General features: G+C 61.4%; 13 protein-coding genes. 6 read left to right on the forward strand and 7 right to left on the reverse strand.

Features of this window, described 5'->3' with window-relative positions:
* Positions 1 to 122 precede the first annotated feature (122 nt).
* From M2281_RS22880 to M2281_RS22900, 4 genes are all read right to left on the reverse strand, one after another.
* On the reverse strand, positions 123 to 1,604 hold the full coding sequence (locus M2281_RS22880) for a M81 family metallopeptidase (RefSeq protein WP_280823490.1): 1,482 nt from the start codon (positions 1,602 to 1,604) through the stop codon (positions 123 to 125).
* 782 nt (positions 1,605 to 2,386) lie between these two features.
* Positions 2,387 to 3,487: a M24 family metallopeptidase gene (locus M2281_RS22890; RefSeq protein WP_280823492.1), complete on the reverse strand. Its 1,101-nt coding sequence runs from the start codon at positions 3,485 to 3,487 to the stop codon at positions 2,387 to 2,389.
* 42 nt (positions 3,488 to 3,529) lie between these two features.
* Positions 3,530 to 4,027 (reverse strand): GAF domain-containing protein, encoded by a 498-nt coding sequence (locus M2281_RS22895; RefSeq protein ID WP_280823494.1) that lies wholly within the window; start codon positions 4,025 to 4,027, stop codon positions 3,530 to 3,532.
* A gap of 126 nt (positions 4,028 to 4,153) precedes the next feature.
* Positions 4,154 to 4,843, reverse strand: a complete 690-nt coding sequence (locus M2281_RS22900; protein ID WP_280823495.1) for a helix-turn-helix domain-containing protein — start codon at positions 4,841 to 4,843, stop codon at positions 4,154 to 4,156.
* 227 nt (positions 4,844 to 5,070) lie between these two features.
* Between M2281_RS22900 and M2281_RS22905 the strand changes: the two genes are divergently transcribed.
* The 5 genes from M2281_RS22905 to repC all read left to right on the forward strand — a co-directional run bounded on the left by M2281_RS22905 (position 5,071) and on the right by repC (position 10,317).
* A complete protein-coding gene (locus M2281_RS22905; RefSeq protein WP_280823496.1) occupies positions 5,071 to 5,247 on the forward strand; it encodes a hypothetical protein in 177 nt (58 codons plus the stop codon).
* Positions 5,248 to 5,597: 350 nt separating this feature from the next.
* Positions 5,598 to 5,978, forward strand: a complete 381-nt coding sequence (locus M2281_RS22910; RefSeq protein ID WP_280823497.1) for a VOC family protein — start codon at positions 5,598 to 5,600, stop codon at positions 5,976 to 5,978.
* 485 nt (positions 5,979 to 6,463) lie between these two features.
* Positions 6,464 to 7,663, forward strand: a complete 1,200-nt coding sequence (gene repA / locus M2281_RS22915; RefSeq protein ID WP_280823563.1) for a plasmid partitioning protein RepA — start codon at positions 6,464 to 6,466, stop codon at positions 7,661 to 7,663.
* Between the two features lie 11 nt (positions 7,664 to 7,674).
* Positions 7,675 to 8,709: a plasmid partitioning protein RepB gene (gene repB / locus M2281_RS22920; RefSeq protein ID WP_280823498.1), complete on the forward strand. Its 1,035-nt coding sequence runs from the start codon at positions 7,675 to 7,677 to the stop codon at positions 8,707 to 8,709.
* A 252-nt stretch (positions 8,710 to 8,961) separates the two neighbouring features.
* Positions 8,962 to 10,317 carry a plasmid replication protein RepC gene (gene repC / locus M2281_RS22925; RefSeq protein WP_280823499.1) on the forward strand — a complete coding sequence of 452 codons (1,356 nt, stop codon included), beginning with the start codon at positions 8,962 to 8,964 and terminating at the stop codon, positions 10,315 to 10,317.
* On the opposite strand, the gene M2281_RS22930 is transcribed toward repC, so the two are convergent.
* From M2281_RS22930 to M2281_RS22940, 3 genes are read right to left on the reverse strand one after another with little or no spacing between them, the layout of a single operon-like run.
* Positions 10,266 to 11,426 carry a site-specific integrase gene (locus tag M2281_RS22930; RefSeq protein ID WP_280823500.1) on the reverse strand — a complete coding sequence of 387 codons (1,161 nt, stop codon included), beginning with the start codon at positions 11,424 to 11,426 and terminating at the stop codon, positions 10,266 to 10,268. The two genes, repC and M2281_RS22930, sit on opposite strands and share 52 nt — an antisense overlap.
* Before the next feature lies 1 nt (position 11,427).
* Positions 11,428 to 11,724, reverse strand: coding sequence for a CcdB family protein (locus M2281_RS22935; RefSeq protein WP_280823501.1), 297 nt, complete (start codon positions 11,722 to 11,724; stop codon positions 11,428 to 11,430).
* A complete protein-coding gene (locus tag M2281_RS22940; RefSeq protein WP_280823502.1) occupies positions 11,724 to 11,969 on the reverse strand; it encodes a type II toxin-antitoxin system CcdA family antitoxin in 246 nt (81 codons plus the stop codon). The genes M2281_RS22935 and M2281_RS22940 overlap by 1 nt, the downstream gene beginning before the upstream one ends.
* 257 nt (positions 11,970 to 12,226) lie before the next feature.
* On the opposite strand from M2281_RS22940, the gene M2281_RS22945 reads away from it, so the two are divergent.
* A complete protein-coding gene (locus M2281_RS22945) occupies positions 12,227 to 13,429 on the forward strand; it encodes an RHE_PE00001 family protein (protein ID WP_280823503.1) in 1,203 nt (400 codons plus the stop codon).
* Positions 13,430 to 13,436 lie beyond the last annotated feature (7 nt).

The following is a 13,436-nucleotide window of genomic DNA, read 5'->3' on the forward strand; positions in this document are numbered from 1 at the left end:
AATCCATGCCATGACAAGTGCGCCTTAGGTGTGCGAATGCCGGCACCCTGCCGCGAACCGCTCCTGGAGCACGATCGCCTACCACCGCGACGCTGCCTGACGCCTTCTTCGCCCCCGACGATTTACCAATGTACATCATGGTCGAGCGGATAAATCGGCCTACTGATCTTGCGAAAAGAAAACAGTTCATAATCGGAACTGGTCACGCCCGAGCTTGCGCATTCCACAACCACCTTGCAGCGCGGTTCGAAGACCGGTCTGCAATACATGCGCGATTTAAGCACAAGATAGCGCGCCGCCAATGGATCGATTGCTGTGCACTGGAAGACGCCGAGGTCCCATGGCTCATGAGGAAGTTCGGTGATCAGGATGACGGCATCGTCCGTTTCGAACTTGACGGCACGACCCATCTGGCAAAGCTGGCCGGTATAGATTGGCCCCGAGACAATATAGGTCCCATCGCCGATCGCCGCGACGCGGCCCTCAAGTCTCAAGGGCGCGTGGGGCGGCACAAAGCCCTGCGCCTTTACCTTGTTGCCAAGCTCAATGGTGAGCGTGGCGCCGACGCCTGCAGCGATCAGCGTCGCGACAATTTCTGGGTCGCAGATCGGACCGGCGACAATTCCATCAAAGCGGGCGGCCAGCATTTCTTGCAGCACATCCATGTTGTCGCACGTGCCGCCGGACATGCAATTGTCGCCATGGTCTAGTAACAGAACCGGGCCGCTTCCCGGAAGCCCAGACCCTTCTCTTGCGGCGGCTAGCGAAGTCTCCAGCGGACCTTGTTCGTAAAGGAATTCCTCCCGCCTGCGCCACGCTTCGGCGGCAACTTCAATTGCCAGAGTTTCAGAAGTCGCAGCATCTTTTGCGACGGCAACGACCGAAACTCCGGTGTCGGGCGTGTCGGCAATCGGAAATCCGCCGAAAACCGTGACTGCATAAACGCCTTCCCCTTTCTCGGCCTCGCGCGCCAGATTGACTATGTCAGTCATTGCGCAGGGAACATTCGTGTTCATGCGCAGCGTTGCCGCGAGCATGGGCGGGTGAACACAGCTCTGATGTGGCCGTGGACCACCTTGCAGCATCATATCGATGATGCGCGTGACATGCTCGCCCGTCGCATACATATCGACATGCGGGTAGGTCTTGAAACCAACGATGCAGTCGCAGTTCTCAACCATGCGTTGCGTGACGTTACCATGAAGGTCCAGCGCCACACCCAAGGGAACCTCGGGCGTCTTGCGCCTGATCCGGGCGAGCAATTCCCCCTCGCCATCGTCAAACCGTTGCGTCACCATCGCGCCGTGCAGATCGAGCAGGATGGCGTCGCAGCTTTCGTCCACGGCCTGAAGAATGGCCGCCACCATCTCCTCAAAAGCTTCGTCGTCGACAGGACCGCTAGGGTTGGCGGTGGCTGTCAGCGGCAACACCAGTTCAGCGCCAATACGCAAGGCATAGTCATAAAATGCACCGAGCGCGGTATTGGAGCCTTGAGCAAAAGCGAGCGCCTGCTGGCCCGTCTTCGGATCGAAGGAGCCAAGCTTTGTCGGCACCGGCGAGAACGTATTGGTTTCATGATTTAGCCGGGCAACGACAATCCGCATCTGAAGTCTCCACGCGAAGCGACTCACAAGCCTTAGGATAGCCGGGTGTTGGCGGACCCAAAAAGGGGCCGCAGGAACTCAATTGGGCGACGCCGGGACGCAAAACCTCAACCTCGAGGGAGCCAGAGGGCAGTTGCAGACCAGGGCATTGCCCTCCTTGCGGCGGGGTCGGTCCTACAGGTGACGGCATTCCCGAGCCGGGCATTACGCCCGGCTTATGCCGCCATCCCATAATAGGCGCACATGCCCGTGGTCCGCTGCAGTCGAGAGGTCAGCTTGATCAAGTGGGACGCAGGAGCGATGCAGATGGACTCGGCTCTGATACCGCGCAGCCCCTGCGAAGCGCCCGATCAATCGCGACGGCATCGGCCCACTCGACGTCATGGTCGCGCACGGAACGCAAGCGCCTTATCGGCTTTTCGGCCCGCCGCGACGGGGGATCAAGCCTAGAGGGTCGCCCGCACCAGATGTCGTCGGCCCCGTCGCGGGGTTGCAAGCCCCAGCGATATGCAGCAAGCGAAACCGAGCCCGGCATCGTAGCTTGCCTGATCTGGCATGTACATTTGGCAGCAAAACAGCCCTGCCCCCCTCTCCCGACGAGTGACCGGCCGCCTTCTATCCTCTTGTAAGCATTTGATGTTTCCTCAAAACGGAAGTGAAGTAGGCCTTTACTTCCGTTACAGGTGAAACAGCGTTTCCAGGAGAAACTGACCTGGTCAAACAGGAAGGATCCGGCACGGACAATTCAGTCCCACGCCGGATCCCAAGTCTTTAGCCAGCCCTCACACTTGGGCCACATGAACCTCGCGCGGCAACTCGGACAGGATCTCGGGACCGTCCTCGCGCAGGATGACGATCTCCTCGAGACGGATACCGAAGCGGCCCGGCAGGTAGATGCCGGGTTCGATGGAGAACACCATCCCCTCCTCCAGCACCGTTTCCGAGGTCGCGGTGACGTAGGGCGGCTCGTGACCGTCGATACCCATGCCGTGTCCGGTGCGATGGACGAAGAATTCTCCGTAGCCAGCGTCCGCGATCACGCCGCGCGCCGCCGCGTCGACATCCCTGGCCTTCACGCCCGGACGCGCTGCCTTGAGTGCCGCCTGCACTGCCCGCTCGACGATGGTGTGGATCTGGCCGTAGCCTTCCGGCGGTCGGCCGACCACTGCCATGCGGGTGATGTCGCTCGGGAAACCGCTCTTGCGGCCGCCGATGTCGACCACTACCGCATCGCCCTCGGCCAGCTTGCGCTCGCCGGTCTGATGGTGCGGGAAAGCACCGTTCTGGCCGGCGCCGACAATCCAGAATGCGGGAGCTGCGCCCTCTGAGGAGAAGTGGCCGCGAATGATTTCGGCCAATTCGCGCTCGCTCATTCCGACGCGTATCGAAGCAAAGGCCTTCTGCATGGCGCGGTCGGCGATGCCGGCATTCATCTTCAGCTTGGCATACTCGCCGGCATCCTTGCGCATCCGCAGCGCGCCGATCGTGTCGGCGGTGAAGGCATGCTGGGCACCAGGCAGTGCGCCGAGCAAAAGCAGTGCGAAGTCGGCGCGCATCGTCTCGTCCAGCACCACCTTCTTCGCCTGGGCTGCGCCGATGTCGGCGAGCGCAGCTGTCAACGCCGCATCCGGTCCGTCAGCATCGGCCCAGTTATGGAAGCCGATGTCGGTGCATTCCCGGGTGCCCTCGGCGTTCAGGACCGGCATCAGGAAGGTCTCCTTTTCGCGCGCCACGAGCAGCAGACAGGGCCGCTCGTCGGGGTGCGGGTGGAAGCCCAGCAGCCAGTCCATATGCGAACCGGGCGCGATCGCCACGAGATCGGTGTCGGTGGCACGCATTCTTTCGCGCAGCGCGGCCAGCCGCTTGGCAGTATCTATGGTCATCTCTGCTCTCCTCGTATTACGTGGGTTCCGGGCATCGTATGCTCAGATGCCGCCGTTGCGGTCGTTGAGCATGACGCAGATCGCACCAGGCAGCTTCAGCGCTTCGGATGCTGCAACCCGTTCGGGCGTGTAGAAGCCGGCCTCGTGCAGGCAGTTAATGGTAGCGAGAACCTCGCCTTCGACCACCACCGGCACGTTGATGACGGATTCACAGCCGAGCGACTTGATCAGTTCATGGTCGGGGAAGACCGCCGCGATATCGTCGATGGCATTGGCAACGAAGGTGCGCTTTTCATCGATCACCTGCCGCGACCAATCGGTCTTGTCGGCCGGCTTGGTGCCGGAAACCGGATAGGCTTCGGGCATGTTGGTATAGATGCGGCGCGCGACTTCGGCGACCGGATCGTTGATCGTGATGGTGAAGAGTTTCACACCGACGGTGTCTTGAGTGAGCTTGTAGAGCGCCTCGCAGGCGGCTTCCGGCTGGTTGCCAGCTGCGGCCATGGCGCGAACGAATTCCTGATAATCGGGCTTTTGCATTGGGTCTTCTCCATTGCCGGCGGGCCGGCTTTTCGCGGTTTTGGGAATGTTGCGACGGAAGTGCCGCATGGGGGAGGGAACTAAAGAGTCCGGCAGCCGAGCCGGTTTGGTCGGCGTCTCGCTATGTCATGATCGGTGAAGCTTCAAATGGGGGTGCGTTGCGACATTGCCGCGCCCGGCGCGACGGACGGCGACGGGCGCCTGTGAGTCGGTGTCACTTGCGCTGTTGCTGAACACGTTCATCGTGCAAGTGTGCAGAATGGTGGTCGTTTCGCCGGTATGGTTCCAGCTGGCATGCAGTCTCGTCGAAGCGAAGTGTACGGAATCGCCAGCCTCCAGAACCGTCGCCTCGCCGTCAACTTCGACGGTGAGCGCACCCTGCAGCACGAAGAAGATCTCCTCGCCCTCGTGCGACGTCAGTTCGGTGCGGTAGCCGGCGGGGTGGTGCATCAGGACACTTGTCAACGCGCTGCCTGGAAAGGCGGCCGAGAGCCGCTCATAGGTTATGGCGTTGGAGCTGTCGCCAATCGCATAGGCCGGGCGCTGTTCGTGCCGGGTGACAGGCCCCTCACCGCGCGCCTGCGACAGGAATTGGCTGACATCGGCATCGAGGACACGGCAGACTGCGACCAGCGAGGTGAGCGATGGTGTGGTGATGCCACGCTCGATCTGGGAGATGAAGCCGACCGAGAAGCCTGCGCTGTCGGCAACCTCTTTCAAAGTAAAGCCGAGACCAGTTCGGCGCTCGCGCAGCCGCTGGCCGAGGGAGTTTCTTTCCTCACTCGCAACTTGGCTGGTGGCTGGTTCCCCGCTCAAGGGTGATCCTCCGAGAGTTTTAGCGTGACTAAAATTTGGCTCCGCAACCGGGGTGTCGTCAAGCGGTTTTTAGCAATACTAAAACTGTGGTGACTGGCGCTTCTGCAGGACGGGTCGCGCCACGGGGTTGCGATGTATCGAATTTTGCGGGGTGCGCGGCCGGCCGGGAACGTGGCTGGCATATCTGAAGATCACGGCAGATGGCCTCCCTCGAGAGAGAGCGTTCGATGACTGAAAGACCCCTCGCCCAACCGCAGATGGATCGCGCCGTCATCGGGCGCCGTGTGCGCACCTTCTATGTCAGGATTCGTAGCGACCCGCGGCTGGGCGCTATCTTCGCGCGCGAGATTGCCGGTGACTGGGAACTGCATCTCGGAAGATGGTCAAGTCTTGGCGCTCGCTGACCCTCAAGACCGGGACCTATGACGGGCCCGGTACCGGCTCATGTCATACTCAAGGACGTGGCGGAAAGCGACTTTGCAATCTGGCTCGACCTGTTCGGCGGAACGGCGCCCACCGGAGGCGGTAGCTCCGATCGGACAGCGCGCAGGCTGCAAATGGCGACGTGCTATCATTTGGCCGGCGTAGCCAATCGTCAGGTATAGGGCGCGGCCCTACATTGACAGCTGTCAACGGCCATCCCAGTCTTATTCCTTCCGGTATCGTAACGATTGCTCTGGCGGCTCCATTGGGCTTGGCTGGTTCGACAGTTGAGGGAGTGAGGACGTAGATGGGCTTGCCAAGGGAAGCCGGAATGCCGGCCGTAAATTCGCAGGTGACGTTCTTCTATTATGAGGACCTCACTGCACCTGAAGCCTTTTATGGCGATCTGCTCGGCTTCGAGAAAACCTTCGACAAGGGTTGGGTGAAGTTCTTTCGCATCACGACAAATTCCTATGTCGGGCTTGTTGCTTCGGCCCAAGGGCACCACAAGGCGTCAGAGGCGAAGGCCGTGATGCTCAGTATCGAGACGCCGGAACTCGAGGCTTGGTATGCGCAGGCAAGTGAGCGCAGCGCCGCGATAGAGGTGCCGCTCGATCTGGACCAGCCGACGAACAAGCTGGTGACGACGTTTCTGCTGCGCGATCCCGGGGGCTACAGCGTGGAGTTCTTCCGCTTCAACGCGAACGTCTGACGGGCTGGCTCCGCTCAGCGCGGAATGGAACGCCAGCGGTTCGCGACGAATGGCGGGCCCATTCCTTCTGCCTTCTCAAGCGCTGGCGTTGACAGCTGTCAACGCCAACGGAAGAGACCATACGCATCCGAAACGATCCCTTGACAGGACGCCGAATAGTTAATTTCCGTTAACCATAAATCCCTTGACGCGAATCGCCCCCGACTGCACCTTGGTTACGGAGTTGGGACGTAATTCGACTATTCCGGCGTAACAGAACTTCAGTTTCGTTACTGCGGCTTTTGCACGTTAAAAATTGGGCTGGCGTAGGTCGAGATTCGACCTGCACGCCCGAATCGGAGCATGGTCCGCAAATAGCCTGTATTTCCGCGTCAGACGCGGAGGGATTGCGTTCAAAATGCGATAACCGGACTGACAGGAATTAAAGAATGATTGCCGAGGCTAAGGTGCAGGAACAGGATTGGGGACAATTTGAGGGGGCGGCCATGTCGACGGATCGGACCATTGCGGCCGATGCCGAGATGCTGTCGGCACAGCTTCAGGCGATGCGCGATCGCTTGTTCCAGCCCGAATCCCGCAAGATGCTGCGCAAGTTCACAAGCGGCGAGGCTGCCAAACTGATCGGCGTATCCGACGGCTATCTGCGACAACTGTCGATCGCAGGCGAGGGGCCGCAGCCCGAGACGGGCACTGGCGGCCGCCGTCTTTATACATTGGCCGACATCAATGCGCTGCGTCGGCATCTGGCCGATCAGGGTGGCGCCAAGGCGCGCACCTATCTGCCGCGCCGTAATCCCGAATTGGGCGAACATCTGCAGGTGATCGCTGTCACCAACTTCAAGGGCGGCTCAGGCAAGACCACGACCAGCACGCATCTGGCACAGCATCTCGCACTGTCGGGCTTCCGAGTGCTTGCCGTTGATCTTGACCCGCAGGCTTCGATGTCGGCGCTGTTCGGCTATCAGCCGGAGCTGGACCTCAACGGCAATGACACGCTCTATGGCGCGATCCGTTACGACGAAAACCGTCGGCCTCTCAGCGAGATCATCCGCAAGACCTATTTCGACGGGCTCGACCTTGTGCCAGGCAATCTCGAACTGCAGGAGTTCGAGCACACCACCCCGCATATGCTTTCGGCGCGGCAGCAGGGCGGCGATGACGGCCAGCCGCTGTTCTTCGCACGCGTGCAGGCAGCCTTCGCCACTATAGCCGACGACTACGACGTCATCGTCGTGGACTGCCCACCGCAGCTTGGCTTTTTGACGCTATCGGCGCTGTGCGCTGCAACTTCGGTACTCGTGACCGTGCATCCGCAGATGCTCGACGTCGCCTCGATGAGCCAATTCCTGTTCATGACCGCCGACCTGCTGGCGGTGGTGCGCGAAGCCGGCGGCGAGCTCAATTTCGACTTCATGCGCTATCTCATCACGCGCTACGAGCCCAATGACGGGCCGCAGACCCAGATCGCTGGCTTCCTGCGCTCGCTGTTCGGCTCGCGCGTGCTGACCGCGCCGCTGGTGAAATCAACAGCCTTCTCCGATGCTGGCCTCACCAAACAGACACTCTACGAAGTGTCCCGCGAAAGCTTCACCCGCACGACCTATGACCGCGCGATGGAATCGTTGACAGCTGTCAACTCCGAGATTGAGAGCCTTGTGCTCAAAGCTTGGAATCGGACGGCTTGAGGGGGGCTGGCATGTCATCAAACCGCAAGGACCAACTCAAAGCCCTCTTCGGAATGGACCAGGCGCCGGCGCCCACACCGCGGCCGGAACAGAAACCTGCCGCCCCGGAGGCGGTAACGCCGGCCGAGAAGCCACGCGCCGCCTCGGGGGCGGTCAAGGCGATAGGCCTGTCGCTTGGCGGCCTGTCGCGTGAGCTTGAGGATGCAAGGCGGCTGAAGGAGAGCCTGGAAGCCGGCGAGCGCATCGTCGAGCTCGATCCGGCGCTGGTTGATGCCTCCTTCATCTCCGACCGCCTGAGTTTCGACGACCAGCACGACCCGGACTTCGCCGCGCTGGTCGAAAGCATCAAAGGCAGCGGCCAGCAGGTGCCGGTGCTGGTGCGTCCGCATCCGGAAAAGCCTGGGCGGTTCCAGGCTGCCTATGGTCACCGCCGCCTGCGCGCCGTACTGCGGCTTGAGCTGCCGCTGCGCGCCATTGTGCGCAACCTGACCGACGCCGAACTGGTGCTGGCGCAGGGCAAGGAAAATAACGAACGGCGCAACCTCTCCTTCATTGAGCGGGCGCTGTTCGCTCATGCGCTGATCAAGCACGGCTTCGAGCGGGGAGTGGTGCAGGAAGCCCTTTCGCTGCACAAGGCCGATATGACCCGCTTCCTGCAGGTGGCTGAGGCACTGCCGTTCCAGATCGCGCAGGCGGTGGGTCCTGCACCGAAGGCTGGGCGCGCCCGCTGGATGGAGCTTGCAGACCTTCTGAAGAGCGAAGCCGCGCAGGTGAAGGCTTCTGATGAAGTGACGAGCGAGCGTTTCCGCGCAGCCGACAGTGATGCGCGCTTTGCCCTGTTGTTCAATCGCCTGGCGCGCAAGCCAAAGGTGGAGGCGGCGGCAACCGAGATTCGTGACGAGCGTGGGCGCATATTTGCCCGCCTTGGCAATCTGTCAAAAACGCCGCGACTTGAACTGACGGCCGCGCCGGCTGGATTTGCCGAATTTCTCGGTGAAGAACTGCCGGCGCTGCTGGAGCGGTTCGTAGAGCGGCAGCGCGAATAGACCGAATTTGTCCACTTCCGGCCGAATCACCACAACAATAAGCGGCCGGCGGGTGGGAGTGTCAGTGTGTAGGATGCGTCCAGGAACCCCTTAGAAAGAAAGGACCCGGCAAGAAAAAGGCCCCCGAAACGTCGCCATTCCGGAAGCCCTCATCAATGTAGCGATTGTGAGAGAATCACTTCCGACCTGACTTGTCAAGTGTTGGGCACGTTCCGGCAACGGCTTTGCTTGCCTCGAATCGAGGTTGAAGTGATGACAGAGCGTTTTGCAACGACGCCATTCGGTGGTCGATCGCTTTCGCATGCCATGTTCGCAGCCCAGGAAAAGGTCGCTAAAGCACGCCAGAAATTACTGGCTGCCGATAGCGAAGGTAACCCGACTCCGGCGGCAGACAAATGGCGGCTATTGCGATCGCTGACCGAGGCGAGGGCCGTCTATGGCCTATCCGATCGCACCATCGCAGTGCTTGAGGCGCTGCTGAGTTTCCACCAGAGCGCGGAACTCAATGGGCGTGAGCCCCTGATCGTGTTCCCTTCCAATGCCGAACTGTCCATGCGCACACGCGGCATGGCACCGGCAACGCTGCGACGGCACCTAGCTGCGCTGGTCGACGCGCAGATGATCATTCGCCGCGACAGCCCCAACGGTAAGCGTTACGCACGCCGTGGCAACGATGGCGAGATCAAGAGCGCATTCGGCTTCGACCTGGCACCGCTGGCGCTCAGGGCGGACGAGATCGAAGGTCATGCAGCGGCCGCGCGTGCCCTGGCGCGCTCTCTGCAGGCGCTGAGGACGGAGATCACCATTCATCTGCGCGACATCGCAAAGACGATCGGGGCGGCCGCAAGCGAGGGCAGGGCAGGTCACTGGGAAGAGTTCGCGGCCCGACTGACCGGATTGTCGGGACGAGTTGCTCGCAACGCCGCCAAGGACGAGCTCTCGAACCGTCGACAGGAGCTGTCTCGGCTGCGCGCAGATGTGGAAATCGCCTTTCTAAATGCGCTTCCAAACGAAGAAATGAGCGCCAATGAGTCCGATTCTGAGCGCCACATACAGAATTCAGATTCAGATTTCTATTTTGAAGATAGCTCGGAAAAAGAGCTGAACCGAAATCGGCAGCGACTAGCTGGAGCGAAAAGCGATGAGGCGTGGCAAGATGATGCCGTCCAGCCCGGCGAAATCGAAAGAACGGTACCTGCGCCGCTTGAAACGGTAATGGCGACATGTCCGCAATTTGCGCTCTACGCCCGCAGGGGCATCGGCGACTGGCGCGACTTCGTTCAGACCGCGGGATTGGTGCGAACCATGCTTGGCGTGTCGCCAGATGCCTGGGACGAAGCGCGGCAGGCGATGGGTGAACTCACCGCAGCGGTTACCATCGCCACCATTCTGGAGCGTTCAACTGAAATCAGGTCGCCGGGTGGCTATCTGCGTGCGCTGACTGAACGAGCCGAGAACGGGCGTTATTCGGTTGGCAGGGTGCTGAATACCCTGTCATCAGCATCCAGGGCACAGGTTGGACAAAAAGGACAAGCAGCTGATGCGGAGATGCGTGTTCAGTCCGGCAGACGAGCGGCTTGGCCAGGTTCCCGAAGGGCCTCGTTGTAGTAGTTCGAGGCTTGCCGGACCGATTTGTGCTGTGACTGTTGCATTACTTCGGGCAGTGGAATTCCACGGCGGGCGGATTCAGTGAGGTAGCCTACGCGCAAACCGTGGGCGCTGAACTGAACTGGATCCATTCCCGCTTGGGCGATGCGCCGTTTGAGGATGAGATTGACCGCCTGAGGGGTGAGAGCACGGGCTTCGAGGTTGCCCCACCGGTCGATGGCACGAAATACTGGCCCTTTGGCGATGTTTGCCCGCTCGAGCCAAGCTTTCAGAGCGAGGGCCGGGCGGCCGACGAGCAGGACGGTAGCATCAGCTCCGGAGGCGGTGGTTTTGGTTCGGCAAAGACGAATGGACAGGCAGGGTAGGGGACTTTCGGCTGGTTCGGAAGCGACAGGCTCTTCTTCCCTGAGCTGCTCACAGCGCAGCGACGCGATCTCGCTGCGGCGGCGCCCACCGGATGCGAACGCGGCAAGCAGAATCGCGCGGTCGCGTAAGTCAGTCAGGCTATCGCCAGCACAGGCTGCGAGGATCTGGTCCAATATGTCCGCGGTTACGGCTTTTGCGCTCTTGCGGCCAGGTGACCGCGCCAATGCTTGGACCGCGAGTCTGAGTGCTGATTGCAGGGAGGGGGCGCCAAATTTGCCCGTCGGCGAGCGCCGGCGCGTCAGCGTTGACCAGCTCGACAGGCGCCGCCGCACAGTCGATGGAGCATGCGGGCCTTCGACGCGCAAAAGGCCCTGTGAACGGAGCGCTTCGGCTACATCTCCCGGCATGCCGTGGGCGGGATCACTTTCGCGCCTCACCGGATCCCACAGATGGTGCGCGACGAACTTCATCAAAAGCGCTTGCGGCGCAGGCCAGGGCAGTGGCGCTCCGGTTGCCGCCTGCGCCCAGGCTTCGAGATAGTGGCAATCGCTGGCTAGTGCCCGCAGCGAGTTCTCCCCCATGCCCTCGCTGGCCAGATGCCGGAGTATGGCGACATCCTCGTCGGTCAGGACTTCAGCTAGTCGATCGCGGCGATGGAAGGGCAAAACCGAATCCAGCGCGTCGAGTTCCTCAGCTCGCCGGGCAACGGCGTCGGAAACAGGATGTTTTGGCGCCCTCGCCATCTCAGAATCCGTGGAAGACCATGTCGAGTGCGGCCACGATGTGGTCGTGATGCGCTGAGAGGTTGGCAACGGGCGTGGCAAGTGCCGAGATCGGCACGGCGGCCATGAACTGGGTGACCATGGCGCAGCTTTCCCCTTCTATCTCGAAGACCGGGTTGAGCCGGCGGGCCGGCAGCGGCGCAGCGTCAAGCGGCAAAAGCGGCACGACGACACGCGTCTTCAACTCATCGAGAAGATCGGCCTGGACATCGAGGATATAACCGCCGCCGGGATTGGCGTACACGTTGTAGCGCGCCATCAGAATTGACGGTAGTGCCCGAGCGGCAGGCCATTCGCCTCGACATAGGCGTTCGAACTCTGCAGGGCTTCCAAATTTTCAGCGCGCCACAGTGCGGCCTTGGCGCCTGCGACCGCCTTGGCGATGCCCTCCTCAGCCGCGCGCGAGATGTTGATGTCGAGCCGGCGTGCTTCGCTGAGCAGTGCCGCGTCGATCGACAGGTTTGCGGCGCGCTTGGTGTGCGCGGAACGCAGATCGGCAGCCATGATGATTTTCTCCGTTTCCGTGAGAAGCTATGCGCATTTTTCTGCGCATTCAAGCTTGCGGCCGTTGATCAAGGCAAAAGCCTCTCGCTTTCAAGTCGCGTTCCGGAGTCGATACGATGCCCGATTTCGGGATTCTCATGCGGCTTAGACCTCACTATCGATAAAAGTCACATCAATTGCTCAACAGAGTGTATCGCAGCTATCGGAAGTAAATGTCAGGATAGCTTCCGTTGCGCGAATCATTTACATAAAAAGCAATGGTTTATGATTGGTCAGGGCCGTCTCCATCCGAGTTCATCGGGCTGCTCGTGCGGGCCGAGGATTTCGTGGCGCGTCTCGACGAACGGCTGCGAAAGAGCCAGGCCGCTGTCGGCTTTGTCGAACGCGCGCATTTCCACGACGCGGTAGCGGCACTGTGGATCGAGGGCGAGCTGGTCCATATCGAGGATCTGGTGCTCCACGACGCCATGATGGATGTGCGTACGCCGACCCATGAGCTGACGCGAGCGCATGCGGTGTTACGCACGCGCCGTCGAATTTTTTCGCAGGCATCGGATTGGGCCCTGTCACGCGCTGGACTATCGGCATTGGTCGGGCGCGAAAGTGCTACCCGCCAAGACCAAGAAGCATTGGCGGTTGAGCGATCTGCCGATGCGCAGCCAGGGGGGGAGAATGATGCACCTGACGATGATGAGCCGGTTGACGAGCTAGCCCTGCAACTTGCCGAGATCGATGCGGTGCTGGCCCGTTCGCAGCGTCTGCTGGACGGGAAGCCGGCTGCTCGTCAGCCAAAGAACGATGCGGATGTCGAGCCCGCCCCATCGAATGAGGGCGCGGTCGGAAGTATCGGCCAGCCCGCGACGAACGCTGCTCGATCCGAACGAAATGCGCTCGTCATGGATGAGGACTGGGACGAGGAGCAGCGCCTTGCCCAATGGCTGGAAATGGGGGGGCAACCTCATGGCGATGCGCCGCCGCTTCTGGCCGCGGCCCTCGCCTGGGACGCATGGGAGCAGATCGAGCCGCTGCAGCGCCAAGCCTGGCTGGGCAATTTGCTTGCGGCGTCCACGCTGCGCCGCGACGGCAAGACTGCTTCTCACCTCTTTGCGCTCAATACGGGGCTGCGCACGGTAGCGCGCGACAGGCGGCGCGCCCGCGACCGGCACACGCGGCTTGCTGCTTTCCTCGAGGGTGCGGCGGCTGCCGCCGAGGCCGGATTGAAGGAGCTCGATCGACTGGCGATGGCGCGGGTTCAGATGGAACGCCGTCTCAGGAACCGGCGCAGCAATTCCAGCCTGCCTGCCCTGATCGAACTCGTGTTGGCTCGGCCGATGGTGTCGACCGGGCTGGTGGCCAAGGAACTCGGCGTAACCCAGCGCGCTGCGCTCGGTCTCATCGGCGAGCTTGATCTGCGCGAGATGACGGGGAGGGGACGATTCCGCGCCTGGGGGATCGTCTAGGCATTTT

Source organism: Pseudaminobacter soli (ex Li et al. 2025), from assembly GCF_029892515.1.
Classification (GTDB): Bacteria; Pseudomonadota; Alphaproteobacteria; order Rhizobiales; family Rhizobiaceae; genus Pseudaminobacter; species Pseudaminobacter soli_A.

Bases quoted from the DNA above. Each gene is read 5' to 3' on its own strand.
- M2281_RS22880 (WP_280823490.1), bottom strand. From the start codon at position 1,604: ATGCGGATTGTCGTTGCCCGGCTAAATCATGAAACCAATACGTTCTCG.
- M2281_RS22890 (WP_280823492.1), bottom strand. From the start codon at position 3,487: ATGACCATAGATACTGCCAAGCGGCTGGCCGCGCTGCGCGAAAGAATG.
- M2281_RS22895 (WP_280823494.1), bottom strand. From the start codon at position 4,027: ATGCAAAAGCCCGATTATCAGGAATTCGTTCGCGCCATGGCCGCAGCT.
- M2281_RS22905 (WP_280823496.1), top strand. From the start codon at position 5,071: ATGACTGAAAGACCCCTCGCCCAACCGCAGATGGATCGCGCCGTCATC.
- M2281_RS22910 (WP_280823497.1), top strand. From the start codon at position 5,598: ATGCCGGCCGTAAATTCGCAGGTGACGTTCTTCTATTATGAGGACCTC.
- repA (WP_280823563.1), top strand. From the start codon at position 6,464: ATGTCGACGGATCGGACCATTGCGGCCGATGCCGAGATGCTGTCGGCA.
- repB (WP_280823498.1), top strand. From the start codon at position 7,675: ATGTCATCAAACCGCAAGGACCAACTCAAAGCCCTCTTCGGAATGGAC.
- repC (WP_280823499.1), top strand. From the start codon at position 8,962: ATGACAGAGCGTTTTGCAACGACGCCATTCGGTGGTCGATCGCTTTCG.
- M2281_RS22930 (WP_280823500.1), bottom strand. From the start codon at position 11,426: ATGGCGAGGGCGCCAAAACATCCTGTTTCCGACGCCGTTGCCCGGCGA.
- M2281_RS22935 (WP_280823501.1), bottom strand. From the start codon at position 11,724: ATGGCGCGCTACAACGTGTACGCCAATCCCGGCGGCGGTTATATCCTC.
- M2281_RS22940 (WP_280823502.1), bottom strand. From the start codon at position 11,969: ATGGCTGCCGATCTGCGTTCCGCGCACACCAAGCGCGCCGCAAACCTG.
- M2281_RS22945 (WP_280823503.1), top strand. From the start codon at position 12,227: ATGGTTTATGATTGGTCAGGGCCGTCTCCATCCGAGTTCATCGGGCTG.